Annotated in this window: 22 protein-coding genes; 8 read left to right on the plus strand and 14 right to left on the minus strand. The window is 62.5% G+C overall.

Annotation, left to right across the window (positions count from 1 at the left end; translation table 11 throughout):
- Positions 1-68: 68 nt before the first annotated feature.
- The 4 genes from H7C86_RS07285 to H7C86_RS07300 are packed head-to-tail and all read left to right on the plus strand — an operon-like array spanning position 69 to position 4,674.
- Complete coding sequence (locus H7C86_RS07285) at positions 69-1,199, plus strand: thiolase family protein (RefSeq protein ID WP_182261318.1); 1,131 nt, start codon at positions 69-71, stop codon at positions 1,197-1,199.
- A 54-nt stretch (positions 1,200-1,253) separates the two neighbouring features.
- Complete coding sequence (locus H7C86_RS07290; protein ID WP_182261319.1) at positions 1,254-2,018, plus strand: SDR family NAD(P)-dependent oxidoreductase; 765 nt, start codon at positions 1,254-1,256, stop codon at positions 2,016-2,018.
- A gap of 41 nt (positions 2,019-2,059) precedes the next feature.
- Positions 2,060-3,715 carry a class I adenylate-forming enzyme family protein gene (locus tag H7C86_RS07295; protein ID WP_182261373.1) on the plus strand — a complete coding sequence of 552 codons (1,656 nt, stop codon included), beginning with the start codon at positions 2,060-2,062 and terminating at the stop codon, positions 3,713-3,715.
- Positions 3,716-3,768: 53 nt separating this feature from the next.
- Entirely contained in the window at positions 3,769-4,674 is a 906-nt protein-coding gene (locus H7C86_RS07300; protein ID WP_372461242.1) for an NAD(P)H-dependent flavin oxidoreductase, read from the plus strand.
- Here H7C86_RS07300 and H7C86_RS07305 read toward each other — a convergent pair.
- The 6 genes from H7C86_RS07305 to H7C86_RS07330 are packed head-to-tail and all read right to left on the minus strand — an operon-like array spanning position 4,671 to position 10,714.
- Positions 4,671-5,567 (minus strand): LysR family transcriptional regulator, encoded by an 897-nt coding sequence (locus H7C86_RS07305; RefSeq protein ID WP_003939949.1) that lies wholly within the window; start codon positions 5,565-5,567, stop codon positions 4,671-4,673. The genes H7C86_RS07300 and H7C86_RS07305 overlap by 4 nt on opposite strands.
- Positions 5,568-5,570: 3 nt before the next feature.
- Positions 5,571-6,473 (minus strand): LysR family transcriptional regulator, encoded by a 903-nt coding sequence (locus tag H7C86_RS07310; protein WP_019745405.1) that lies wholly within the window; start codon positions 6,471-6,473, stop codon positions 5,571-5,573.
- Between the two features lie 30 nt (positions 6,474-6,503).
- Positions 6,504-7,316 (minus strand): enoyl-CoA hydratase/isomerase family protein, encoded by an 813-nt coding sequence (locus H7C86_RS07315; protein WP_020970866.1) that lies wholly within the window; start codon positions 7,314-7,316, stop codon positions 6,504-6,506.
- Entirely contained in the window at positions 7,313-8,074 is a 762-nt protein-coding gene (locus H7C86_RS07320) for a crotonase/enoyl-CoA hydratase family protein (protein ID WP_042952989.1), read from the minus strand. The genes H7C86_RS07315 and H7C86_RS07320 overlap by 4 nt, the downstream gene beginning before the upstream one ends.
- A gap of 37 nt (positions 8,075-8,111) precedes the next feature.
- Positions 8,112-9,158, minus strand: a complete 1,047-nt coding sequence (locus tag H7C86_RS07325; protein WP_003940131.1) for an MBL fold metallo-hydrolase — start codon at positions 9,156-9,158, stop codon at positions 8,112-8,114.
- Positions 9,155-10,714, minus strand: a complete 1,560-nt coding sequence (locus H7C86_RS07330; RefSeq protein WP_182261321.1) for an AMP-binding protein — start codon at positions 10,712-10,714, stop codon at positions 9,155-9,157. Before H7C86_RS07330 ends, H7C86_RS07325 begins: the two co-directional genes overlap by 4 nt.
- 187 nt (positions 10,715-10,901) lie before the next feature.
- On the opposite strand from H7C86_RS07330, the gene H7C86_RS07335 reads away from it, so the two are divergent.
- Positions 10,902-11,846 carry a LysR family transcriptional regulator gene (locus tag H7C86_RS07335; RefSeq protein WP_021345613.1) on the plus strand — a complete coding sequence of 315 codons (945 nt, stop codon included), beginning with the start codon at positions 10,902-10,904 and terminating at the stop codon, positions 11,844-11,846.
- Here the strand turns inward: H7C86_RS07335 and H7C86_RS07340 are convergent.
- Positions 11,780-12,670, minus strand: coding sequence for a LysR family transcriptional regulator (locus tag H7C86_RS07340; RefSeq protein WP_020970870.1), 891 nt, complete (start codon positions 12,668-12,670; stop codon positions 11,780-11,782). The two genes, H7C86_RS07335 and H7C86_RS07340, sit on opposite strands and share 67 nt — an antisense overlap.
- Positions 12,671-12,851: 181 nt before the next feature.
- Between H7C86_RS07340 and H7C86_RS07345 the strand changes: the two genes are divergently transcribed.
- Positions 12,852-14,522, plus strand: a complete 1,671-nt coding sequence (locus H7C86_RS07345) for a chitobiase/beta-hexosaminidase C-terminal domain-containing protein (protein WP_182261322.1) — start codon at positions 12,852-12,854, stop codon at positions 14,520-14,522.
- Positions 14,523-14,572: 50 nt separating this feature from the next.
- Here the strand turns inward: H7C86_RS07345 and H7C86_RS07350 are convergent, their stop codons facing one another.
- Positions 14,573-15,763 (minus strand): acyl-CoA dehydrogenase family protein, encoded by a 1,191-nt coding sequence (locus H7C86_RS07350; RefSeq protein WP_019745412.1) that lies wholly within the window; start codon positions 15,761-15,763, stop codon positions 14,573-14,575.
- 310 nt (positions 15,764-16,073) lie between these two features.
- Between H7C86_RS07350 and H7C86_RS07355 the strand changes: the two genes are divergently transcribed.
- Complete coding sequence (locus tag H7C86_RS07355; protein WP_029256325.1) at positions 16,074-17,294, plus strand: acetyl-CoA C-acetyltransferase; 1,221 nt, start codon at positions 16,074-16,076, stop codon at positions 17,292-17,294.
- Positions 17,295-17,299: 5 nt separating this feature from the next.
- Here the strand turns inward: H7C86_RS07355 and H7C86_RS07360 are convergent, their stop codons facing one another.
- From H7C86_RS07360 to H7C86_RS07380, 5 genes are all read right to left on the minus strand, one after another.
- Positions 17,300-18,496 (minus strand): CaiB/BaiF CoA-transferase family protein, encoded by a 1,197-nt coding sequence (locus H7C86_RS07360; RefSeq protein ID WP_182261374.1) that lies wholly within the window; start codon positions 18,494-18,496, stop codon positions 17,300-17,302.
- Positions 18,497-18,568: 72 nt separating this feature from the next.
- Positions 18,569-19,309 carry a 3-oxoacyl-ACP reductase FabG gene (fabG, locus tag H7C86_RS07365; protein WP_029256327.1) on the minus strand — a complete coding sequence of 247 codons (741 nt, stop codon included), beginning with the start codon at positions 19,307-19,309 and terminating at the stop codon, positions 18,569-18,571.
- A gap of 42 nt (positions 19,310-19,351) precedes the next feature.
- On the minus strand, positions 19,352-20,518 hold the full coding sequence (locus H7C86_RS07370) for an acyl-CoA dehydrogenase family protein (RefSeq protein ID WP_019745415.1): 1,167 nt from the start codon (positions 20,516-20,518) through the stop codon (positions 19,352-19,354).
- A 120-nt stretch (positions 20,519-20,638) separates the two neighbouring features.
- Positions 20,639-22,159 carry an acyl-CoA synthetase gene (locus H7C86_RS07375; RefSeq protein WP_020909230.1) on the minus strand — a complete coding sequence of 507 codons (1,521 nt, stop codon included), beginning with the start codon at positions 22,157-22,159 and terminating at the stop codon, positions 20,639-20,641.
- Between the two features lie 44 nt (positions 22,160-22,203).
- Positions 22,204-23,001, minus strand: coding sequence for an enoyl-CoA hydratase (locus tag H7C86_RS07380; RefSeq protein WP_069145554.1), 798 nt, complete (start codon positions 22,999-23,001; stop codon positions 22,204-22,206).
- 109 nt (positions 23,002-23,110) lie between these two features.
- Here H7C86_RS07380 and H7C86_RS07385 point away from each other — a divergent pair, with 109 nt between their 5' ends.
- Positions 23,111-24,541, plus strand: coding sequence for a coniferyl aldehyde dehydrogenase (locus H7C86_RS07385; RefSeq protein ID WP_019745418.1), 1,431 nt, complete (start codon positions 23,111-23,113; stop codon positions 24,539-24,541).
- Between the two features lie 36 nt (positions 24,542-24,577).
- Here H7C86_RS07385 and H7C86_RS07390 read toward each other — a convergent pair whose 3' ends face one another.
- Positions 24,578-26,500 (minus strand): SEC-C metal-binding domain-containing protein, encoded by a 1,923-nt coding sequence (locus H7C86_RS07390; protein ID WP_259349056.1) that lies wholly within the window; start codon positions 26,498-26,500, stop codon positions 24,578-24,580.
- Positions 26,501-26,504 lie beyond the last annotated feature (4 nt).

A 26,504-nucleotide genomic window follows, 5' to 3' on the forward strand; every position in this document is an offset into this window, starting at 1 on the left:
CGTGATCGACTCGAGGTACGCCCCGACCGCACAATCGCAACACCGGGCACGAACAGCAGGAGAGATACATGCGAGATGCCGTCATCGTCGACGCAGTACGTACACCGATCGGCCGTCGAGGACGCGCCCTCTCGGAGATCCATCCGGCCGAACTGTCCGCACATGTACTGCGTGCACTCGCTGAACGGACCGGACTCGACGCGGCCACGGTCGACGACGTGATCTGGGGATGCGTCAGTCAGGTCGGCGAACAGGCCGGAAGCATCGCCCGCACAGCGGCACTCGCCGCCGGCTGGCCCGACAGCGTTCCCGGCGTCACATTGACCCGGGCATGCGGATCGGGCCAGCAGGCAGTTTCCTTTGCTGCGGCCACCGTCATCTCCGGTCAGAACGACGTGGTCGTAGCCGGAGGCGTCGAATCGATGTCGCGAGTTCCGATGGGAACCGCCAGCAAGAACGGTGAGCATTTCCCGGCTTCGGTACTCGAACGCTACGGTGTGGACAGTTTCAGCCAGGGGACCGGCGCCGAGATGATGGCCCGGAAATGGGCACTCACCCGAACGGCCCTGGACGAATATTCCCTCCGCTCACACGAGTTCGCGGCCAGCGCCACCGATGCAGGAGCATTCATCGGGCAAATCACTCCGATCGCCGGGTTGTCCCAGGACGAAGGCATTCGGCGAGGCGGAAGTCTGGAGTCGCTCGCGAAGTTGCCCCCGGCCTTCGACGCCGACGGTGTCATCCACGCCGGCAACTCTTCGCAGATCTCCGACGGGGCGGGCGCCACACTCGTCACGACCAGCGAGTACGCCCGGGCACGCGGTTGGAAGCCGCTCGTTCGTATTCACACCGCAGTGGTCGCAGCCGACGACCCGGTCATCATGCTCACCGGTCCGATTGCCGCCACCGCAAAGGCACTGGACCGCTCCGGGTTGTCCATCGACGACATCGGCGCCTTCGAGATCAACGAGGCATTCGCCCCCGTCCCGCTTGCCTGGCAGGCTGAAACCGGCGCAGCCATCGATCGTGTGAATCCGCTCGGCGGCGCTATCGCGGTCGGCCACCCACTCGGCGGATCAGGTGCGATCTTGATGACTCGCCTGGCACATCACATGCGCGACAACGGAATTCGATACGGTCTCCAGTCGATGTGTGAGGCCGGCGGCATGGCCAATGCGACCATTCTCGAATTGATCTGACCCGACAACGCTTTCGGGCCGACACGTCATCCAGCAGGAAAGAAGAATTGATCCATGAAACTCGAGGGACTTTCCACCGCGATCACCGGCGGCGCTTCAGGTCTCGGCCTGGCAACCGCTCGACGGCTGCTCGACGCCGGAGCGCAGGTCACGTTGATCGATCTGCCTTCGTCCGACGGTAAGCAGGTGGCGGCCGATCTCGGAGCTGCCGCACAATTCGCCCCGGCCGACGTCACCGACAGCGAACAATTCGCCGAAGCACTCGACGCGGCGCACGAGCGCGGCGGCCTTCGCGGTGTCGTCCACTGCGCGGGTGCCGGGCGTCGCATGCGCATTCTCGACAAGGACGGAAAAGCCGGATCGGTCGAAGATTTCGAGTTCGTCGTCAAACTGAATATTGTCGGTTCGTTCAACGCACTCCGTCTCGGCGCCGAGCGGATGGCAGAACTCGATGCCGTGGACGGTGAGCGAGGTGCCATCATCATGACGGCGTCGGTCGCAGCATTCGAAGGTCAGATCGGTCAGATCAACTACACAGCATCCAAAGCCGGCATCGTCGGTATGACGGTCACCGCTGCCCGCGATCTCGCCAGCCGCGGAATCCGCGTCAACACCATTGCTCCCGGCATCATGGACACTCCCCTGCTGGCGCGCCTGCGCGAAGATGTGCGCACGGCCCTCGAAGCCTCGGTTCCCAACCCCTCACGGCTGGGTCGCCCGGACGAGTTCGGCCAGCTGGCCGTCTCGATGCTCGAGAACGGCTATCTCAACGGCGAAACCATCAGACTCGACGGCGCGATCCGAATGGCTCCCCGGTGACGGGCATCAGCGTGATCGCCAATCCACAACTGCGCCACAAGATGCACTACCCGGACACCACCATGGCCTACTGGGCACCCAGCATGGCGGCGCTCTACGGTGATCGCATCGCCGTCGTGGACGGCGAGCGCATGTGCACGTTCCGCGAACTCGGTCAGCGCAGTGCACAATTCGCCGGCGCTCTGCGGCAGGCCGGGGTCGGCGTCGGCGACGTCGTGTTGCTACATCTCGGGAACTGCGTCGAGTTCCTCCAGGCCTACTACGGCTGCCTGCAGGCCGGGGCGACCGTTACATTGGTCAATCCGCTGCAGCCAGAACTTGGACTGCGCAAGCAGATCGAGGAGACGTCCGCCGTTGCTGCGGTCACTCAGAGTTCGCAGCTGCACACACTGCTCGCGGCCTCTTCAGGAACCTCCGTACGTACGATCGTGATGATCCAGGACACCGAGGGTGCGCTCGACACACCGGAGTCGGTCGTCGCGTTCGACGCCTTCATCGCCGATCTACCCACCGAATTCACCCCTGCCTCCGTCCGAAGCGACGACATCGCACACATCGCGTTCACCGGCGGAACCACCGGAGTATCCAAAGGTGTTCGTGTTCTTCACCGCAACGTCGTCGGCAACATCACGCAGATGTGTGGGTGGAGAACCGGGCACGAGTTGGAGGCAGGTCCTGACGGTCTCGTCACGCCTCGACGCATCGACGGCCTCGACGTGCTCGGTCCGACGCCGGGAACAGGGGCGACCATCGTGGTCTCACCTCTCTTCCACGCACATTCGTTGCTCAACACGTCGTTCCTGCTGATTTCCGGTCTCACCCAGGTATTTGCCGGTCGGTTCGAACCCGGCCGGATGCTCGAGCTGATCGAAAAGCACGAGGCCACCTACCTCACCGGGTCTCCTGCCATGTGGCATGCACTGTCGGTTCATCCCGACGCTACGGTGCGCAACACCGACAGCGTGTGCGTCGTATCTTCGGGCGCTGCCCCGATCGACAGCGTCACGCTCGCCGCACTCCGCCGGGCATTTCCCAAAGCGCTCGTCGTCGAGGGGTACGGGCTGACCGAGGCCACCTGTGTGGTCACGGCAGCTCCGCTGATCAACGGCTCGGAATACCGGCAGAGCAGCGTCGGCCTCCCGATCTTCGACACCGAGATCCAGATTCGCGATCAGCTGGACCGGAAGACCGTTCTAGGCGAGAACGAACGCGGCGAACTGTGGGTGCGTGGGCCTCAGGTCACCGACGGCTATCTCGGACACCCGGAAACCACCGCAGAACAGTTCGTCGACGGCTGGTTGGACACGGGTGACATCGCGTACCTGGACTCGGACGGATACCTCTTCATCTGCGACCGGGCGAAGGACATGCTCATCTACAAGGGGTACAACGTCTATCCGCGTGAACTCGAAGAGATTCTGGTTTCGCACCCGGCGATCTCGACTGCCGCGGTCGTCGGCCGCGAAGTGGGGAGCAACGGCCAGGAGCCCGTAGCCTTCGTGGTGATGATTCCGGGCGCCGAGTTCGACGCCGAGCAGATCAAGGCGTTTGTCGCCGAGCAGGTGCTGCCGTACAAGAAGATTCGCGAGGTCGTCGAGGTAGAACTCCTTCCGACATCGGCTGCCGGTAAGGTCCTCAAGACCGACCTCCGCTCGAGACTTCTCGAATCCGTCGATCAGAAAGGCGGTTCCAGGTGACGACCTTCGCAGACCTGACGTCGCAACTGCGTGTCCCGGTTCTCGCTTCACCGATGTTCATCATCTCGACTCCTGACCTCGTCATCGCGCAGTGCACCTCTGGGATCATCGGGTCCTTCCCGGCACTGAATGCTCGTCCGCAGTCGGCACTTCGGGATTGGCTCAAACTGATCACGGTCGCTCGTGAGGACCATGATCGTGAGCACCCGGAAAATCCGTCGGCGCCATTTGCCGTCAACCTCATCGTCCACCGGTCCAACAACCGCCTGGAAGAGGACCTGGCGACCATCGCCGAGTTCGAGGTTCCGATCGTCATCACGTCCCTCGGCGCTCGCACCGACATCAACGACGCCGTCCACGCATACGGTGGAATCGTTCTTCACGACGTCATCGACAATCGCTTTGCACGCAAGGCGATCGAGAAGGGCGCCGACGGACTGATCGCGGTAGCTGCCGGGGCCGGTGGTCATGCCGGTAGGCAGTCGCCGTTTGCCCTGATTCGGGAGATTCGTGAGTGGTTCGCCGGTCCACTGCTGTTGTCAGGTGCCATCGCTCATGGTGATTCGATTCTCGCTGCGCTCGCGGCCGGAGCCGATCTGGCATACGTCGGATCAGCTTTCATCGCAACCGAAGAGGCTAACGCGGATCCTGCGTACAAGGAGATGATCGTGGGTTCAGGGGCCTCCGACATCGTCTATTCCAACCTGTTCACCGGAGTACACGGAAACTACCTGCGGGGCAGCATCGTTGCCGCCGGCTTGGACCCCGACAACCTAGCCGAATCCGATCCTTCCGCAATGAGTTTCGCGACCACCGACACCGATACCAAGGCGTGGCGTGACATCTGGGGCGCCGGACAGGGCATCGGAGCGATCGACGCCGTACTTCCGACGCATGCAGTAGTAGAGCGTCTCGCCGCCGAGTACGCTGCCGCTCGAGAACGTATCTGCCGACTCTAGTGCTGTGACCGGCGTTCGTCGGACAGGTACTCGTGGATCAGGTTCACGAATACCTGTCCCACCGGCGACAACGTCGAGGGGTCGAAGGCGAGACCGTACGCACGCAGGAATCTCGGCTCGCAGGCCCGTTCCACGACCTGACCAGGCATCGATTTCGCCACCGAGCGCTCGACCAACGAACCGCCGAGGCCGGCGATGACCATCGGGAGCCGTGACTCCCGTTGCTCGGTCACCACCGCGAGTTCCGTTCTGGTACCGGCCTTTCGGATCGAATCTTCGATCGCGTCACCCATCGCTGCCCCGCGAGGAACGAATACCATGGGAATGTCCGGCATTTCCGAAAGGCGTACCGGCCCCTCGGGTAGTTCGGTTCCCGCCGGGTAGACCAGGCGGTACTCCTGCTCCCCCAATTCGACGATCTCGAGCCCTTCGCCCGCTTCGAGAGGCAGATGAGCCACCGCGAATTCACAGTGGCCGTCCCTGATGAGACTTTCCAGATTGTCCTCACGCTCGAGTTCCGAAAATCTGACTCGTGCTTGCGGATACCGTCGACAGAACTCCGCAATCAGATCGACGATCGTCCCCGAGGTCAGTGCAGGGAAAGCCATGATGTCGAGGCGACCGACGATGGCGCCATCGGATGCCGTCAACTGTTCAGCCGCCGCAGCTACGTCTCGCAAAACCTGTCGACTCGGGCCGACCAGGCTGCGACCGGCCGCACTGAGCACCATGCCGCGCCCGATGCGATGGAAAAGCCGCACTCCCAGTTCACGTTCGAGCCCGCGCAACGCTTGTGACACGGTCGGCTGAGCAACTCCCAAAGCAGCTGCGGCGCCGTTGATCCCCTTGTTTTCGACAACCGCGAGGAAGTACTCCATCTGCCGGAACTCCACAGTTCACTCCTCTTCCTTGGACGGAACGGCGGAGGTGGCCATTTCCGCAGCCGTCGCGATGAATGCAGCGGCTGCCGGGGATTGCTCGCCCGAGCGATAGACGATGCCGACGTCGCGTGTCAGCGGCGGATCGAAGGAGAAGGCGCAGACGTCTGTCATCTGCTGTTGCGCAACCCTTCTCGGCACGACAGTGGCGCCAATTCCGCGGCGAACCAGTTCCCACGTCGTCACTGGGTGAACACAGTCCACGACTACGTTCTCGGCGCCTTCGCTGAGTAGACCCCGGAACTGATTCGATTGATCACCGAGATCGACCACCAGCGGCAAACTGTGCAAGAGCGTTCGCGGAACCGGATCCGCCAACGGCGTTGCAAGCCGCCCGGACAACGACGCATGGGTGGCGAGTACCAACTCCTGAGCGGCAATCGGAGCCGTGACCAAACCTTCGTACCCGATACTCAGATCGGTGACGCCGACCTCGGCCGACCCTCGCCGTAACGCATTGTCGACCCCGGCCGGGCCGTACGTGTCGAGGACGCGCACGACGATCTTCGGAAAGTTGGCCCGGAATCGACGAACCAACTCGACCATCGGATCGATGGAGAACGCCGAGTACGAGACGACGTCCACCCGGCCGAACTCGAGTTCGCGAACGGCGGTCACTTTAGCCTTCGCGCGCTCGACGTCGGCAAGGATTCTCCTGGCCGCGAGATCGAACGTGCGGCCCGCGTCGGTAAGAACCAACCGCCTACCGGTCCGATCGAACAGCGTCGCGCCGAGTCGACGCTCGAGCGTGCGAATTGCCTGAGACAGCGAGGGCTGCGAAATGTAGAGAGCCTGAGCGGCCTTCGTTATCCCACCGTGGTCGACGACAGCGACGAAGTAGGTAACGAAATGCAGATCCACTCATCCATCATACGACCAGCGATCTGACGCTCACTCCACTCGAGTTAGCCCTGGTACGGCCCACTCTCCGGTGAAGACCGGCTCCCGCTTTTCCACGAAGGCACGAACCGCGTCGGTAGCATCCGTCGCAAAATTGACCGCTTGCGCCCTCGCCTCGTTGTCCAAGGCTTCCCGCAACGAGAGTGAGGTGTGATGTTCGAGCATGGCGGCAGACTGACTCAGTGCGGCTGGCGGACCGTCAGCGAGCCGCTGCGCAAGCTTCGACGTGTGTTCGTCCAGTTCACCCGGTTCGACCAGATAGGTCACCAGCCCGAGCTCGTAGGCTTCCTGTGCGTCGATCGTCTCGGCGAGCATCACCAGTCGCTTCGCTTGCTGGAGGCCGACCAGTCTCGGCAGGATCCACGAACCCCCGAAGTCGACAGACAACCCCCGTTTGGCGAAGATCTGGCTGAACTTGGCGCCCTTGGCTGCCACGACGAAGTCGCAGAGCAACGCCATGTTCCATCCGGCTCCGACGGCAAACCCGTCGACCTTCGCCACCAGAGGCTTGGGAAACTCACCCAGTGCGATGGCCGTTGCGTTGATGACACGCATGCGATCGAGCGGGTGCGACGAGCCGCGTTTGTCCAGATCGGAGCCCGCACAGAAGGTCCCGTCCGCGCCGGTCAGGATCACAGAGCGAATCTGCGAATCCTCTTGAAGTTCGAGGACTGCTTCACGTAGTGCGATCCAGGCGTCGAGATCGAGAGCGTTGCGGCGGTGCGGCCGACAGAGAACAATCGTCGCGACAGCACCGTCACGTTCGATGCTTACGGCCGCGCGCTCGATCGTCTCGGCACTCATGAGCCACTCCACACGGGAGAGCGCTTCTCGGCAAACGCCGTTGCACCTTCCTTGGCGTCACGTGAGGTGAATACCGGATCGATGAATTCGCGTTGCGCGACAAAGGCATCCGGGTCGGTGTACTTGGCGGACATTGCCAGTACCTGCTTGGTCGCGCGAACAGCCAGTGGACCGTTTGCCGCTACTCGGGCCGCAAGCTCGCGTGCGACGGTCAGCGCCTGTCCAGGTTCGGCGAGCCGATTGACCAAGCCATGATGATGCGCCACGGTGGCACTGAGCGGATCCCCCGTGATCGCGATTTCCATGGCCAACTGATACGGGAGGATCTTGGGCAGACGCAGAAGGCCACCGGCGGCCGCGGCAAGTCCCCGCTTCACCTCGGGCAAGCCGAATTTCGCGTCGGTGGACGCCACGATCAGATCGGCTGCCAACGCCAGTTCGCACCCGCCGGCGAGGGCCCACCCCTCGACGGCTGCGATCAGCGGCTTCGACGGCGGAGCTTCAGTCAGACCGGCAAAACCACGACCGGGCAGCGATGGCCGTTCTCCGCGCGCAAATCCCTTGAGATCCATACCAGCGCAGAAGGTTCCACCGGATCCGGTCAGAATACCGATGGTGAGGTCGGACCTGTTCTCGAACTCGTCGATGGCCGCAGCCAAGGCTTCGGCAAGTTCGAGATTGACCGCGTTCTTGGCCTCGGGACGATTGAGGGTGATGACGGCAACGCCGTCGGCGAAGTCGGTGAGCACGACGCTCATGTTCGGTTCCTACTTCCGTGATGAGATTCTTGAAAGGTCACTGCGCGCGAATGCTCCAGCGCACGGGTGTGCCGCCGGACGGTGTCACGATCTCCCGCTTGGCCAAAACAACGAGATGAGCATGGGTTTCGCGGACTGCCAAGCGAAGTAGTCGCGGCGACATCTGTTCGAACGGGCGAGACCAGGAGATCGTGCGTGAGAGTTCCCAGGCCGTGGATTCGGGCTCATCCTGCACCGCAGCCACGATCTCCGCCAATCGCTCCTCGTGGTGCCCCATCAATTGACGTGCACGATCGGCGATCCCACGGAATCGATATTCATGTGCCGGAAGCACTTCGCATTCGCCCAGTGTTGTCGTCGCCTCGAGCGAGAGAAGATAACGATGAAGCGGGTTCTCGAGTTCACCGGGAATCGTGGAGATGTTCGGGCTGATCCTCGGCAGCATGTGATCGCCGCTGAACAACAAGCCTCTGTCCTCTTCCACGAAGCAGAGATGTCCGGGAGTGTGCCCCGGTGTCCACTGGGCCCGGAGATTCCACCCGGGAAGATCGAGTGAATCACCATCTCCCAGAACAATGTCGATGGTTTCGTGCTCGGCGAACCGCACCAGGTCGACCCGAGACGCGTCGAGCACTTCGGCCGGTGCGCCGAGTTCGGACAATTGCAGGTTCCAGCCACTGATGTCGTCGCGGGTCTGCTCGGGACCGTGGTATCCGAGGAGCGTCGCGTCGGCCACGTGCATCGCAAGCGTTGCGCCGCTGACCTGCCGAAGACGCGGCGCCAGACCGAAGTGATCGGGATGCAGGTGCGTGATTGCCGCATAGCGCACTTCGGAAACGTGGTATCCGATCGATGCTATGCCGTCGACGAGAGCCTGCCACGACTGTTCGTGATCCCAACCGACGTCGATGAGGGCAAGTCCGTCGTCGAGCGCGAGTGCGTAGACGAGCACGTAACGCAAAGGGTTGTCCGGCATGGGAACAGGGATCGACCACAGTCCGTCCCGCACCTGTTCCACCGGTGGAAGGACTTTGTTCGCCCACGCCTCACGTTGTGCGACACCGACGTCTTCGGTCACGATCATGATGCTTCTCCGCTCGCGTTCAGCATGGTCCACAGGCTCGACTTGAGCAGTTTCCCGCTCGCGTTGCGAGGCAAGGAGTCCACGAAATGGATCTGGCGAGGTTTCTTGTACGACGCCAACTTCGCTGTGCTGAACGCGATCAACTCGTCGACGCTCGGCACGTCGGCACCGTCGACCAGTTTGACCACCGCGGTGACGGATTCACCCCAGCGCTTGTCCGGAACCCCGACCACCGCGACCTCGGCAACCGAGGGGTGTTCGGCCAGAATGGATTCCACCTCGATCGGATAGACGTTCTCACCGCCGGTGATGATCATGTCCTTGAGGCGGTCGGTGACGAACAGATACCCCTCGTCGTCCAAATGGCCGGCGTCGCCTGTTCGGAGAAAGCCGTCCTGAGTGAACAATTCCGCGGTCTCTCGGTCACGTCGCCAGTACCCGCGAGTGTTGTTTCTGCTGCGCGCAACGATCTCACCGGATTTGTTGGGCGGCAATACCTCACCAGTTGTGACGTCTCGAATGGAGATCTCGACGCCGATCATCGGTTTTCCCGCAGAGCGGAGCAACTCCGAACGCGGTCCGCTCACATGATGGTCGAAGGCACGAAGGACGGATACCGAACCCGTTGTCTCGGTCATCCCGTATCTCTGGACGAATTTGCAGTTCAAGACAGTCATCGCATGATCGAGGAGTGCCGGAGTGATCGGCGACGCCCCATAGGCGACCACCTCCAGGCTGGCCAGATCGAAACTGTCGAGAGTGGGCAGATCTACCAGCGTCTGAATGACGGCAGGCACCAGAAATGCGTGGGTGACGTGGTGAGTCGCGATGGCATCAGCAACCCGAGCCGGCGCCATGTCTCCGAGCAGCACCAAAGGCACTCCGGCCGACAAGCACGTACTCATCCAGCCGGCGCCGGCGATGTGAAAGAGGGGAAGTGCGTCGAGTGCGACTGCATTCGAACCGAATTCGTAGACATCGAACCCCTCTGGCTCGTTGTACAGATTCCGGTGCGTGGCCACGACGCCCTTGGGCCGGCCGGTTGTCCCGGAGGTGTACAGCTGCAGAACTGCTGCGTCCGGATCGTGCCCCTGTCCGGGGTCGACGCCGTTCCCGGAGGCCACGAACTCCGCCCAGGTTCGCGAATCCGGCAGGCCCCCTGCAGCTCCCACGGTTATGACCTCGATGTCCGGCAACGCTGCGGACATCGCCGCCGCCCCCGCGGCGAACTCGTCATCGACGATCAAGACGTCGAGCTCCGCGTCCTCGGCGATGTCGACGAGTTCGAGTGGGTTGAGCCGCCAGTTCAACGGGATGAACACAGCGCCTGCCTTCGCACACGCGACGAAGGTTTCCGCACCTTCGAGCCCCATCCGCAGTAGCGCACCCACGCGAGCACCGGCTGCGGTCACTTCTGCCAGCGCGCTCGCCAAGGTACTGGTCTCGCCATCCAGCTCAGCCCATGTCAAAGTTCGGTCGCCGCACGTGATCGCCGGATCGGACGGCCGTGTCGACGCCGAGTGGCGTATCCGGTTGGGTAGGTGAAGCTCGCTCACATCACGCTCCTGTGTTCCAGGTACTCACCGAGCACGAACCGCGGTCGGTGGTACTGGAACAGTCGACCATCGCTATGGCCTGCGCCACAAAGACGAGAAGGCGCACAGAGCCATAGCTGAGACCTATGTCTGCAGGTCGCAGCAAGTCACCGCCGCCAAGGTCCGGTCATCTGGGAGAATTTGCCAGATGCAGGCACCCGGGATGGACATACGCAGCGCGCAGTATCTCGTCGCCGTCGTCGATCACGGCAGCGTCACCGCCGCCGCGGACGTCCTGCGTATCTCGCAACCGTCACTCTCGCAGGCCGTACGCAACCTCGAACGAGCACTCGGAGCCACACTCTTCGAGCGCACCACTCGCGGTCTGGCTCCCACCACAGTCGGACTGGCAATTACCGATTCTGCACGTGCGCTGCTCGCCGACGTTGCTCGGGCCGAAGCCGCGGTGGCCGCAGTAACCGCTTTGCGCGCCGGCGAACTCGCCATAGCTGTTCAGTCCGATCTTGCCATCGACCCTGTCGCAGAGGTCGCCGGACGCCTCCATCTGACGGCGCCCGGAATTCGGTTCTCCACGAACGCCGTCCCGAACGCACAGGACGTGCGCGCGCTGGTCAGAGCGGGCACGTGTGAACTCGGGTTTCTCGAGACCCACCCGGGTACCGATGTCTCCGACGGGCTTCGAGAAATTGCCGTGAGTACCCAGGAAACGGTCTTGTCGATCCCCGTTCGCCTGGCCACAGACCTCCCCGATCCGGTTCCGCGCGCCGTGGTTGCGCGCCTGCCGATGGTGGTCGAGGCATCGACATTTCGGCGCGGGCATTCGATCGACGACGATCTGGAGCTCACCAACGTCGTCGTGGAAGTACCTGATCGCCTTGCCGTCCGGGAAATGGTCGGGCAAGGTGTAGGCGCCGCGCTGCTGCCCAGATCGATCGCCGAACAAGACTCCCCAGCATCTGAGGTTCGCTCGCTTTTCCCACCGATCACGCGGCAGACGATCTTGGTCTACCGCGACGGCCCGCTCTCGCCGGCCGGGTCTGCGTACATCGAGAACGTCTCCACACGTCACAAGCCGTCCACGAACAGCCTGCCCAACGGCGAGAGCGTCTCCGGATCGAACTCGATGCCGTAATTCAGTGAGATCGCCGGCTCCACCGGAAATATCTCCGCGCCGGACGCGACCGATCTCTCGGCCAACGAACGCTCCATGAATGCCATACCCAAACCCGCAAAGACGAACGCGCCGACGGTCTCCCGCTGCGCCAGTTCCGTCGACATCCGAGTCCGGGCCCCGGCGGCCTGCAGAGACGACTCGATGGCAAGCCGAGCCCGCGAGTGTTTGAGCACACCCACCACGGGGAGATCGGGCAAAGCCGTCAATGACACCGGCTCTCCCGCAGCGGGTTTCACACCATTCGGCCAGACGTCAGGATGAACCCCCGACGGCACTGCCAGCCAGTATTCGTTCACCCCGATCACTTTCGTGGACAGCGCCGACATGTCGGGTGGCCAATAGCTGAAGACCACCTCACATGCGCCGTCTGCCAACACCTGCTCAGACGTTGCACCCTGCGGCAGTTCACCGACCCGAACGGTCACAGCAGGCCACCGCTCACGAAAGTCCGCCACGATGCGTGCGATCGGACCTTCGAGACCATGTGCCGCGGAGCAGATGTCGAGCCGCCCACGAGGCTCGTCGGCCGTCCCGGTCGCGACATTGAATGCGGCCGCACTGCTGCGCATCATCTGCCGCGCCGGCCCTACCAACGCCCGACCTGCCGCCGTCAGAACCAAACCGCGACCGACACGGTGAAACAGTTCGACTCCGAGTTCACGCTCGAGACCACGAATACCCTGCGACAGCGACGGCTTGGTGACCGACAGATTCTGCGCAGCGGTCGACAGGGACTCCCCACCGGCAACGGCAAGGAAGTACTCGATCTGACGTAGGTCCACGCCATCGACTTTGCCATAAGCGCAGCCGACAGTACCGCCGGCAAGCGCGGACGGTGTTCATGCACGCTTCACTAGTCGGACATACAGGACACACCTTTTTCTACCCGGCGCCACCTAGCGTAATTGGTCCAGACCAATTACGGATGGGTCTGAACCACCGCGTCGAAGACAAGGAATCCTCGTGAGACGTACGACCATCGCGATAGCAGCCGTGACCGCGGCTCTCGCCGTTCCCGGCATCGCCCCCGCCGAATCCCAAGCCGAACCCAGCTGGGGCAGTTCGTCCTTCGAATGGGGTAGCTCTTCGGGCGAGAACAACACGCCGCCCGCAGCGCCCGGCGTCAGCGTCCCCGGCGGACGGTACGAGCACCCTGTCGATCTGACCTTCACCGCCGAGCGCGGCGCCACTGTCCGCTACACCTTGGACGGAACGACACCCACCACCGACAGCCAAGCTGCCACACCGGGACGTCCGCTGCAGATCGCACAGGACACCAACGTCACTGTCGCCGCTTTCCGCGGCGATCACGCGAGCGCGGCAGTCTCGTTCGGCTACCTGATCAAGACCTCGGAGAAGCCGCTGGCTCAGGTCGTCGTGATGTCCGACGTCCACGTCGGCGACCACGCGAACAACGACAAGAAGTACGAAAGCTTTTTCGACACAATCGGTTCCATCTTCCCGAAACCCGACGCGATCCTCTCCAACGGCGACATGATCAACGACAACGGAGACGGCAAGGGGCCTGACCACAAGATCGTCGCAGAAATCTTCCAGGCAAACCTCGCCAGGAAGGGCATGAACGACACACAACTCCTGATCTCCAACGGCAATCACGATGCAAGTCTCGCGGCAATCAGAGCCGGATATCCGGCGGAGTGGTTCCCGGATTCCGGTGGCGGATACTACGAATCCGATGTCAGCGGTGTCCATCTCTTCACGGTCAACACCGAGACGTACAACAATGATTCAGCGCAACGTAATTGGCTGAAGTCCCGCCTGACCGAAATCACCGCGGAGTCCGGGAACCTGACCAAGCCGATCCTGGTCCAGGGACACCGACCGGCAAGCAACACAGCCATGGACGGCCAGCAGGCGTCGAACCCTCGACTGACCGAAGACTTGAGCGCCTTCCCTCAGGCAATCTTCTTCTCCGGGCACTCACATCTGAACAACAACGACGACCGGTCGATCCATCAGCGTGACTTCACGTCGGTCAACGACGGCTCGATGTCGTACATCGAAATCGATCACGGCTACCAGATGGTGACCGAGTCCGGTCTCGCGAACCGTTTCGAATCACCCACTGCCCAAGCGCTCTTCGTCGAGGTCTACCAGGACCGCACGGAAATCAACCGCATCAACATGGCGGCAGACAAGCACGACATCTACGCCGGTGGCGCGTGGTCAGCCAACTGGCAGCCGCCGTACTCGAGCGCGGGCACGCTGAGCGGTTCGGGGTGGACGGTCGAGCTCGACGGGTCGACCAACCAGCAGATCAAGGACAACTTCCGCTACACCTCGGGCGCACGGAACACGCACGCGCCGGAGTTCACCTCGAGCACTCCGCTCTCGGTGACGACCGGCGAAAACGGTGCGACCGCACTGAGGATCGCGCAGGTCAAGGACGATCAGATGGTGCACCACTACGCCGTCGAGGTCACGGACACAGCCACCGGAGCGAAGGTGGTCTCGTCGAAGGTGCTCTCGGACTTCTACTTCATGCCGCGGCCGAACAGCCTCGACATTCCGATTCCCGATGCCGCAGCGGGCACCGCATACGAAGCCCGCGTCGAAGCCGTTGACGCATACGGCAACCGGTCACCGGTGACAACCCTGGCCTTCACCCGCTGACCCGACACGACAAAGCGGCACCGCGCATGTTCGCGGTGCCGCTTCTCGGCTCAGTTGTACGTGCGAAGCAGGCCCTTGCTGATGATCTGCTTCTGGATGTCGCTGGTGCCTTCACCGATCAGAAGGAACGGCGCCTCACGCATCAACCGCTCGATCTCGTATTCCTTGGAGTAGCCGTATCCACCATGGATACGGAAGCTGTCCTGCGTGACCTCCGAGCAGAATTCACTCGCCAGATACTTCGCCATACCCGCGGCGACGTCGTTGCGCTCACCCGAGTCCTTGAGCCTGGCAGCGTTGACCATCATCAGATGTGCCGCTTCGACTTTGGTGCCCATTTCGGCGATCCGGAACGCGATGGCCTGATGCTCGGCGATCGGCTTGCCGAACGTCTCGCGCTGCTTGGCGTAGGTGACAGCCAGTTCGAAAGCGCGCTGGGCGATTCCGCACGCACGCGCGGCGACGTTGACCCGGCCGACCTCGACGCCGTCCATCATGTGCCGAAATCCCAAGCCGGGAGTGCCACCGAGAACCTCTTCGGCTCCGATCTCGAAGCCGTCGAAAATCATCTCCGTGGTGTCGATTCCCTTGTAGCCCATCTTCTCGAGCTTGCCCGGAATGGTCAGGCCCGGGAGTACCTCGCCGAAACCTGCGGGCTTCTCGATCAATATCGTCGTCAGATTGTTGTGCGGCTTCTCCGCGCCCTCGTCCGTCTTGACGAGGACTGCCACCAACGTCGACGAACCACCGTTGGTCAGCCACATCTTCTGGCCGGTGATCACGTAATCGCCGGACTCCGTACGCTTCGCCTTGGTCGATATGGCAGCAACATCGGAACCCAGGGCCGGTTCCGACATGGAAAATGCGCCGGTGAGTTCCCCGGACGCCAGACGTGGCAGGTACTTCGCCTTCTGTTCCGGCGTCCCGTGCGCGGAGATCATGTGAGCCACGATGAAATGCGTGTTGATGACGCCGGACACGCTCATCCATCCACGGGCCAGCTCTTCGACGCACAGCGCGTAGGTGAGCAATGATTCGCCGATACCCCCGTACTCGGGGTCGATGGTCAGTCCGAACAGACCCATGTCCTTCATCTGCTTGACGATGTCGGTCGGGTACGTATCGGAGTGTTCGAGCTCCTGCGCCGCGGGGATGACCACACGATCGACGAACTCGCGTACCGCCCCGACGATGTCGCTCTGGGTCTCGGTCAATCCCGCCGTCTGCGCCAAACGAGTCACTGTTCCACCTGTCTGTCGGTACTTCGTGCTCTCCTGTCGACGAAACTGATTCGACTCCAGGAACTTTCACCCCACCGCGACATGTGTGCGGCAGAGACGCTGCATCCATTCAATCCCCGAACGGTATATGTGTCAAAGTCGATTTCGCATACGAACCGTATGGCGGAAACTATGTCCGAACAGGTCGTTCCTGCTGTTGACAACCGCGCCACGCGTGCTGGATATTCGAGTGGCCAGGTCGCGATGGGGCCCTTCGATCGGCCCGTTCACGCGACGCATTCCCCACCTCTCCTCGAGACAGGCGCATTCCATGCACGACGCAGTCATCTGTGAACCCGTTCGCACCCCGGTGGGCGGATTCGGCGGAGTCTTCAAGGACGTTCCCGTCACCACTCTCGCCAGCACTGTTGTGCGTGGCCTCGTCGAACGAACCGGCATTGCGTCGACCGATGTCGACGACGTCATCTTCGGTCAGGGTTACGCCAACGGAGAGGCCGCGGCCATCGGGCGAATCGCGGCACTCGACGCCGGTCTGGACGTGTCCGTTCCCGGAATACAACTCGATCGCCGTTGCGGTTCGGGATTGCAGGCGATCATCTACGCCGCGATGCAGGTACAGACCGGGATGAGTGATCTGGTCATCGCCGGCGGCGCCGAGAGCATGAGCGGAACCGAGTTCTACTCCACCGATATGCGTTGGGGCACAAAGCGCCCTTCGGTCGAGTTCCACGACCGATTGGCCAAACCGCGCACGAACTCCGGCGGAGTCAACTTCCCGGTCGAAGGCGGCATGATCGAGACCGCCGAGAACTTGCGCCGGGAGTACTCGATCACCCGCGACGAGCAGGACCGATACGCGGTGCGATCGCACGAACGGGCCGTTCATGCCCAGGACAGCGGGTATTTCGACGACGAGACCATTCCCGTTTCGGTGCGCGGGCGCCGTGGTGAGCAGACAGTCGTCACTCGCGACGAGCATCCACGCCGAGGGATTCAGCTGTCCGATCTTGCTGCACTGCGCCCCATTCGAGGTCGAGTCGACCCCGAAGCCACAGTCACCGCCGGAAACGCCTGCGGCCAGAACGACGCCGGAGCCGCGGCCATCGTCACCACTGCGGCCAACGCCGAACGCCTTGGCCTGCGACCGTTCGCGAAACTGGTCAGCTGGGGTGTGGCGGGTGTGGAGCCGAACCGAATGGGTATCGGACCGGTGCCTGCCGTGGCGAAAGCTCTCTCCCGTGTCGATCTGTCGCTCGACGACATCGACCTCATCGAAGTCAACGAGGCATTCGCCGCACAGGTTCTCGCGTGCGCCAAGGCCTGGGGATTGAGCGCGCAGGACATCCAGGAGCGCTTCAACGTCAACGGTTCCGGGATCTCGCTCGGACATCCTGTCGGTGCCACCGGTGGGCGGATCCTCGCCAATCTGCTGCGCGAACTCGACCGGCGCCAGGGACGGTACGGGATCGAGACCATGTGTATCGGTGGCGGACAAGGGATTGCAGCGGTGTTCGAGAACCTGCGACGCTAGAAGCGTTAACCGATCGATCCGTCGCGGCGAAGGTCCGCGATCTGGTCACCCGTACGCCCCAACTCGGCCAGTAGAGAATCCGTCTGCTGGCCGAGGGCCGGAACGTCACCCATGCGCATTTCGACGTCCGAGTACGTCATCGGAGGCAGCACGGCATCGATCGGTCCGTTTTCGGTGCCCACGGACCTCCACCTGGCACGCTTCTCCAACTGCGGATGTTCCAGTAGACCTGCCATGTCGTTGAGTGCAGCGGCCGGGACACCGGCGGCGGCAAGGCGTTGATCCAGATCTGCCGTCAAATACAGACGAGTCAGGGAACCCACCAATTCGTCTACCTCGACGCGATTTTCGACGCGCACGATGTTGGTGGAAAAGCGCGGATGGTCGACCAGATCCTCTCGCTCGAACACGTCCACCATCAGTGCACGCCATCCACGATCGTTCTGGACGCCGATCAGGATCTCGCCGTCGGCCGTGGGATACGAATCGTAGGGAACGATCGCCGCATGGCCGAGCCCGACCCGCGGAATCTGCTTTCCTGCATACATTTTCATGTACATCGGATGCCCGAGCCACTCGACGGTGGAATCGAACATCGAGACCTCGACGAGCGCTCCCTTACCCGTTCGCTCTCTACGGAACAGGGCGCTCAGAATCGAAGTCAGCGCGTACATTCCAGCGGCGATGTCCGAGACCGGGATACCCGTCTTGGTGGCCGTCTCCGGTGTGCCTGTCACGGAGATCATTCCGGTCTCGGCTTGGACCAGCATGTCGTACGCCTTGCGCTCACGCCGTGGGCCGGCACTGCCGTATCCGGACATGTCGATCACGATGAGCTGTGGGAATTTCTCGCGCAGTTCCTCCGCGCCGAACCCCAGTCGCGCAGCTGCGTCAGGTGCCAGATTCTGTAGGAACACATCGGCTCGCGCGACAAGATCGAGAACGATTTGCCGGCCGGATTCCGACTTCACGTCGACAGCGATCGATTCCTTGGAACGGTTGAGCCACACGAAGTGTGACGCCTGACCATGAACCGCCCGGTCGTAGTGACGCGCAAAATCGCCCTCGCCGACGCGTTCTATCTTGATCACCCGCGCACCCATGTCCGCGAGATGCCTGGTGGCGAGCGGTGCCGCCACCGCCTGTTCGAGTGCAACCACGGTGATTCCGTCGAGCGGAAGATCCGAGTTCGGCTGTCCCATGTCAGTAGTCACCCCAGAAGTTTTACACCCAGAAGTTTTACACTCTGAATTCTTGCACTCGAACAGGACGGATCAGATGTGGCGGCCGCCGGTGATCTCGAGAACCGTGCCCGTCATGTAGCTCGAGAGTTCGCTCGCGAGGAACAGTACAACCGAAGCAACCTCCGAGGGCTCGGCCGCACGCCCCATCGGGATCTCGGCAAGCTTCTCGTTCCAGATCCGTTCGGGCATTGCCTCGGTCATCGCCGTGCGGACAAGTCCGGGCTGAACGGCGTTGACGCGAACGTTCTTGAACGCGACCTCCTTTGCCGCGGCCTTCGTCAGACCGACGATGCCGGCCTTGGCGGCCGAGTAGTTGGTCTGCCCGAGCATGCCCACCTTGCCGGAGATCGACGAGATGTTCACGATTGCGCCCGTCTCACGCTCGCGCATGCGGGCTGCGGCAGCGCGTGTTCCGTTCCAGGCGCCCTTGAGGTGAACGGCGATCACGTCGTCGAAGTCCTGCTCGGTCATCTTCCGCATCGTGGCGTCGCGCGTCATGCCGGCGTTGTTGACCATGACATCGACTGGACCGAAAGCACTTTCGGCCAGATCGAGCATGGCCTCGACCTGTCCGGAATCACGCACGTCGCAGGAAGCGAAACGGGCGACCGACTCTCCACCGAGTTCGGCGACCGCAGCCGTTCCGACGGTTTCGTTGATGTCGCCGAGAACGACGGTCGCACCTTCCTTGATGAAGGTGCGCGCAATTTCGAGCCCGATGCCCTGCGCTCCGCCGGTCACTACCGCAACCTTGCCGTCCAACAATCCCATGTCCACTCCGTTCGTGAGGTTAAAGCTCGTGAGGTAAAGGTGTCAGCGCTGGTTTTGCTTTTTCGCTTGCGCCACGAGCCCACCGCCGAGAATCAGTCGCTGGATCTCGCTGGTTCCCTCGTACAGGCGCAACAGGCGAACTTCACGGTAGATGCGTTCGACCGGCACACCGCGCATGTACCCGTTGCCACCGTGGATCTGCACGGCGAGATCCGCGACCTTGCCCACCATCTCGGTGCAGAAAAGCTTTGCCGCCGAGGGGCCGAGACGTCGATCCTCACCGCTGACGTACCGCGCAGCCACCTCACGCACCATCGCACGCCCGGCCATGACACCGGCCTGCTGGTCAGCCAGCATCGCTTGAACCAGCTGGAAGTCACCGATAGCGGTGCCGCCCTGTTCCGTGACCACGGAGAACGCGACAGATTCGTCGAGCGCTCGCTGTGCTGCTCCCACCGAGAGCGCCGCGATATGGACTCGTCCGCGCGCGAGAGACGTCATCGCTGCGCGGTATCCGGTGTCCTGGTCGCCACCGACGAGGGCCGACTCGGGAACCCGGACGTTGTCGAAGGTGACCTCGGAGGTCCAGGCACCTTCCTGACCCATCTTCTTGTCCTTGGGACCAACTGTGACTCCTGGCGTGTCAGCCGGAACCAGGAAGACTGCAATTCCCGGACCATCGGAATCCGCCGGGCGAGTGCGCGCGAACACCACGAACAGCTGTGCCAGTGGAGCATTGGTGATGAACCGCTTGTTGCCGTCGATCACCCATTCGGATCCGTCCAGAACGGCCTTGGTCCGAAGGCCGGCCGGGTTTGAGCCCGCGCCGGGTTCGGTGAGAGCAAAGGAAGCCACGACGTCGCCGGAGGCGATGCGCTCGAGCCACTGAGCCTTCTGCTCGTCGGTACCGAAGCCGACCAGCACCTGCCCGGCAATTCCGTTGTTGGTACCGAACATCGAACGCAGCGCCAGGGACGTGTAGCCGAATTCCATTGCCAGTTCGACGTCTTGGGTGAGGTCGAGTCCGAGCCCACCCCATTCCTGAGGAATCGCGTAGCCGAACAGCCCGATGGCTGCGGCCTTCTTGCGTATGTCCTCAGGAATGGCGTCGGTGTCGGCAATCTCCTGCTCACGCGGAACTACTTCCTTACGGATGAACTCCCGCGCAGTCGCCAAGATATCTGCGAAGTCATCTGCATCGACCTGCATTCCCACCACTCACCTTGCTGTTTCCGAAGTCCATGCCGTCCTCCGAAGTCAATACCGTGAGGCAATCGGAGTCAAAGACCTGAAAACGAACCGAAGGTAAGGCAGAACCTATAGCAGGTGTCAGACGGTGCGCAGTTCCCGCTTGAGCAGCTTTCCGCTCTGATTTCGCGGGAGTTCGGCCACGAAACGCACGTGCTTGGGGACCTTGAACGGGGCAATTCGCTCCTTGACGTGGGCAATCAACGCCTCAGGCGTCAACTCGTCGTTGCCGTCCTTGAGCACGACGATCGCGGTGACGGCCTCGATCCACTTCTCGTCGGGCGTACCGATCACGGCAACTTCTGCCACAGCCGGGTGTGTGTAGACCGCATCTTCGACCTCGCGCGACGCCACCAGGATGCCGCCGGTGTTGATGACGTCCTTGATTCGGTCGACGACCGTGATGAACCCTTCTTCGTCCCGCACGACGAGATCGCCCGAATGGAACCAGCCGTCGCGGAAGGCCTCGGCGGTGGCTTCCGGATTTTCCCAGTAGCCGTTGCACAGCTGCGGTGAGCGGTAGAGAACCTCACCGGACTCACCGTCGGCAACGTCGTTTCCGTCGGCGTCGACGACACGGGTTTCGACGAAGAACACCGCTCGCCCGCAAGAAGACGGACGATCAGCATGCTCGCCGGGCTGGAGAACTGTTGCCAGCGGACCGATTTCGGACTGGCCGAAGCAGTTGTAGAAGCCGATGTCCGGGTAACGCTCACGCAGACGATTGAGCACCGTGACCGGCATGATCGAGGCGCCGTATTGCGCCTTCTTGAGCGAGGACAGATCGCGGGTCTCGAGGTCCGGATGGTTGGCCAACGGTACCCACACGGTCGGGGCCAGGAACAGCGATCCGATCTTTTCTGCTTCGACGCGGCGCAGGATCTCCGGGATGTCCGGCGCCTGCATCAGACTGACCGTCGCACCGACGGACAGGTACGGCAGCATGAAGACGTGCATGCCCGCGGAGTGGTACATCGGCATGCAGATCAGCGGGTTGTCGTTCTTGTCGAGCCCGAGCGCGATCACCGAGGACACGTACTCGTGAACCAGTGCGCTATGAGACATCATGGCGCCCTTGGGCTTCGAGGTTGTGCCCGAGGTGTACAGCAGTTGCGCCAGATCCGTCGACGTCGCACGCGGTTCGAAAACAGGCACCTCGCCGGCCTCGCTGATCGTGACCACCGACAGTTCCGCGTCCCGCAGTGCGATCACGTGGTCGAGATCGAGGTCGGAGCGAACCGAGTCGAGCGTCGACGCCAATGCCGGATCCACCAACACCGCGCGGGCGCCTGACTGCGCCACGAGGTACCGGAGTTCCTCCCCCTTGAGTGCGTAATTGACCGGAACATGCACCAAACCTGCTCGCGCACAGGCAAGGAATCCGATTGCATAGGCGTCGGAGTTGGTTCCGTATGCCGCGACGCGGTCGCCGTGTTCGAGGCCCAGACCGAGCAAGTGGGCCGCGACCCGCGTCACCGCGTCGTCGAGTTCGCGGTAGGTGCGAGTGCGATCTTCGAAGACGACGGCTACGCGGTCGGGGTACTTGGCTGCCGAGCGCCGAAGCACTCCGTCGACGGTGTTGGTGCGTGGATCCAGGCTCATTCGCTCAGGTTATAGGACGTCCAACTAATCCGGAAGAGCGATCGTTACTTATTGCGCCATTCAGGCTTTCGCTTGTCCACAAAAGCTTGCATACCTTCTTGAGCGTCGCAGGTCACGGCATTGGTTGCCATCGTTTCCGCCATCGCCTCGTACGCCTGGGCTTGCGGCAGATCGATCTGGTGATAAAACGCTTGCTTACCGATCTTCACCGTCAGGGGGCTGGCCGTCGTGATCTTGGCGGCCAGTTCGCGCACCTCTCGGTCCAGGCCTTCGGGCGCGACGACGAAGTTCACCAGACCCCAGTCCGCAGCGGTGTCGGCGTCGATCGTCTGCCCGGTGAGCAACATCTGCATCGAGCGCTTGCGCCCTACTGCCCTGCTCAGGGCCACCATGGGCGTCGAGCAGAACAGTCCGATCTTGACGCCGGGAGTACCGAAGACAGCGTTCGACGCAGCAACAACCAGATCACACGACGCGGCCAGTTGGCAGCCCGCCGCGATAGCCGGGCCCTGTACTGCGGCAATCACCGGCTGCGGAATCCGCTGTACGGTCTCCATCATCTCGGTACAGCCGTCGAAGATCGCCCGCTCGTCTTCGAGGGTTCTCCCGATCATCTCCGTCAGATCGTGGCCGGCGGAGAACACCGGGCCTTCGGCGCGCACGATCACGACCCGCACGCGCTCGTCTGCAGACAATTCGAGAAGGGCAGCCGTCACCTCGCGCATGGTCTCCGCCGAGAGCGGATTGCGCCGCGCCGGCCGATCGAGCGTCAGGAATCCGAGTCCCACCGACTCCTCGACGGAAATCTTCACTGCAGTGTCTTCTACCTGTGTCTGCGACATGTGTTCTCTCTACCAATCGAATCCGTCCCGGTCAACGAGACGAAAGGGGCATCTGTTCGCGCCGCGTCGATACGGTCCGGTCAATACTTCGCCACTACGAGGAGTGCCCATGAGCACCGATGCCGCCGTCACCACCGATCTCGAAGAGATTCTGCGGGCCCAGCAGGAAGCAACTCGCGCCGCTGGTCTTCCGTCCGCGCAGACACGACGCGAGCGCATCCAACGCGTCGTCGATCTTCTGGTGGCAAACCACAAGGATCTGACCGAAGCGATCAACGAAGACTTCGGCGGCCGAATCCCGGCCTACTCGGTGATGAATGATGTTCTGGGATCCATGGTTTCACTCAAGCACGTTCGTGATTCGCTCGAAGAGTGGATGATTCGCTCACCGAGAGCCACCGGGGCGATGCAGGATCAGCTGGGTGCCACGGCGTACGTGTCGTACCAGCCGAAGGGTTCGATCGGCATCATCGGAACCTGGAATGCTCCCCTTTTCACCCTCCTGAGCCCGCTCGCCTGCGCCCTCGGAGCGGGAAATCGCGCCGTTCTCAAACCGTCGGAGATCGTGCCGAACACTGCGGCCGTCCTGGCCGAGGCGGCGCGTCGAACGCTCGACCCCGTGGAGGTCGCGGTGGTGACAGGTGGACCGGAGGTCGCTGATCTGCTGACGTCGCTGCCTTTCGACCACCTCGTCTTCACCGGCAGCACAACCGTCGGAAAGCTGGTCATGGCCAATGCTGCGAAGAACCTGGTGCCGGTCACCCTCGAACTCGGCGGCAAGTCACCGAGCGTCTTGAGCCGCAGTGCCGATATCAGCTCTGCTGCATCACGTTTGGCCATCGCGAAGTCGACCAATGCCGGCCAACTCTGCGTCTCTCCCGACCTGATCTACGTCCCGCGCGAGAACACAGAAGCGTTCATCGACGCGTTCACCGATCAGTTCACCGGACTGTTCCCCACGATCGCCGACAACAAAGACATGGTCTCGATAGTCAGCGATCGTCACCTCGCACGCATCGAGGGGTACATCGCGGACGCGGAAGAGCGTGGGGCACGAATCATCACCGTTCCCGACGAAGAACTCTCCGCAGACACTCGTCGCCGCCCACTGCGAATCGTGGTCGACCCTCCGACCGACGCGCAGATCATGAAGGAGGAGATCTTCGGACCGGCCGTCGTGATCCTGCCGTACGACCAACTCGACAGCGTCGTCGCCGACATCAACTCACGGCCGAAACCGTTGGCGCTGTATTACTTCGGAACCGACCTGGACGAGAAGGAATCCGTACTCGAACGCACCGTCTCGGGCGGCGTCACCATCAACGACGCGATGTCACACCCGGGCCTGAGCGACGCACCCTTCGGCGGCGTCGGAGCTTCGGGTATCGGGCACTACCACGGCCGCGAGGGTTTCCTCGAGTTCAGTCACGCCCGAACGGTATTCGAAGCAGCGCAGCATGACCCGCGCGGTGAATGGGGAATGCTCCCGCCGTACGGTGAGGGTTTCGAGCAGATGATGTTGGCTCAGGTCACGCCCTGAGGCCTCCGGCCCCGTGCGCCTTTTTGGTAGTGCACGCTACCGGAAAGGCGCACCGGCAAGGCCGCGGCTGAGGAACTCCACCAGCTGACCGGGTTCGGTATCCACCGACTCGATCAGTTGGATCAGTTCCTTCTTGTCCTCTGCTGCAAGCGGTTCGATGCCACCGAAGGTGCGCATCGTGGAGCCGGCGGGGAGAACGCGTGCACAGACGAGCGTGCCCGGCTCGAGATTGACTGAGCCCCACTCGTCCGTGACCTTCACCAGATGCCCGTTGCGGACGTCACTGAGAGTGACCGACTGCCCCGGTTCCGTCGAGGCGACCTTGTACACCGAGCTCGGAATCGACAACCACTGATCGGCCAGTTCGCGTTCGTCGGCAGGCAACAGTTCTCCGCGCCGCTCGACAAATGCCGCGAAAATACCCGCATCGAACAAGGCAGCGTCGACGGCCAATCCGCCTTCGACGGCCAACGTCAGTGCTTCTTCGCTGTTGAACTGCTCGGCACGGATGAGCGCAAGATCGAACACGGCGTCGAAGTACTCCGGTGTGCGCGAGAACAACTGAGCCTTGACGTAGAGCCAGTTGGCCCGATCATCGAACGTCACCTCGGACTTGCCCAGATGGCAGACCTTGAACTTGCGACCGGAACCGCACCAGCACTTGTCATTTCGGCCGAGTTCGGGGTGCTCGGCCGGGGCATAGCGCTGAAGAACCTCGTGCAGAACCTCGGACTCGCCACCCTCGATCCGGCCGAGAAGTGCCAGCGCGCGGGTCACGTCGCTGCGATCGGCCGCCAGTAGTGCCAGATCGAAGATCGCGGGAGTCCAGTCGGGATCGAGATCGTGCGCCGTTTCGTACGACGCCTCAGCGACAAGGATCTTGCCGAGACGATCCGAAGCCTTGCCTGCCAGCCAATGCGCTGCCGGCTTGACACGACGCGACCCTTTCTCGGCGAGAGCAGTTGCAACAGAATGCAATACGGAATCATGATCGTCGAGTTCGGACAACAGCTCCAACGCTGCCGCAGCCGCGGGCGGCTCGGCGATGCCGGCGAAGGTCTGCGGATCCTCCTTGATCTGCTTGCGCGCCCAGTCCGAGACATCCTCGACGGCTTCGGCTTTCGCGGCCATGACCACATCGACGAAGGCAATCACCGAGGCGGCTTCTTCCGGGTGCAGGTTCTCCCGAACCTCGAGCATGCGGGCTCGGTTCGCCAGGTGGTATGCCTCGAAATCGAATCCGTCGACCGCAACGTAATCACCGTCGCGGACGTAACCTGCCGCCTCGAGCATTTCGCCCAGCGGTGCGGTGGGCTGACGGAACAGCGACGGCTCGTCGAGCATCAATTGCCAGACAATGGCATCGAGGGTGTCAGCACCGATGTCTGCGAGGACCGTCCCCAGGCTCTCGCCGAATCCGGGTGCGGGATCCAGTACCTCGGGGATGGTGCAGAGCGTCAGCTCACGGTCAGCGACGAACAATCCGATCAAATCGCCCGCAGAACATTCGGCGAGAGTATCGGTGTCGAGGAGAAAACCCTCGTCGTGCGGGAACTCCGGATCTTCGATCCCACGATCAGCCAACAGGTCGTCGTCGATCCCGCGGTGCACGACGCTGATGCCATGAATCTCGTCGTCGTCACGATCGAGGAACACCCGCAGCATCATCAGATCAGGGTTCGCGTCGAGAACGCCGGACTTTATTTCGGCTTCGGTGAGCCGATGGGTCAGCACTCGATGCTCGAACAACGTGTCGAGTGCGGCGTACCGCTCCTCACTCAAGTAGCCGAGCAGTGGGTCCTCGACGTACTCGACGAATTCGGCCATGTCGTCGGCTGTACCGTGGCCGGCATCGGCCAACAGGGTGCCCCAGTCCGCCGCTGTCTGCGGGCCGTGCTCACGCAACAACTCCATCGCGGCTTCGGCGATCAAGTCATTGGCATCCATCGGTTCGTTCACCTAT

The sequence above is a fragment of the Rhodococcus sp. UFZ-B548 genome (assembly GCF_903819475.1).
Lineage (GTDB): Bacteria > Actinomycetota > Actinomycetes > Mycobacteriales > Mycobacteriaceae > Rhodococcus_F > Rhodococcus_F erythropolis.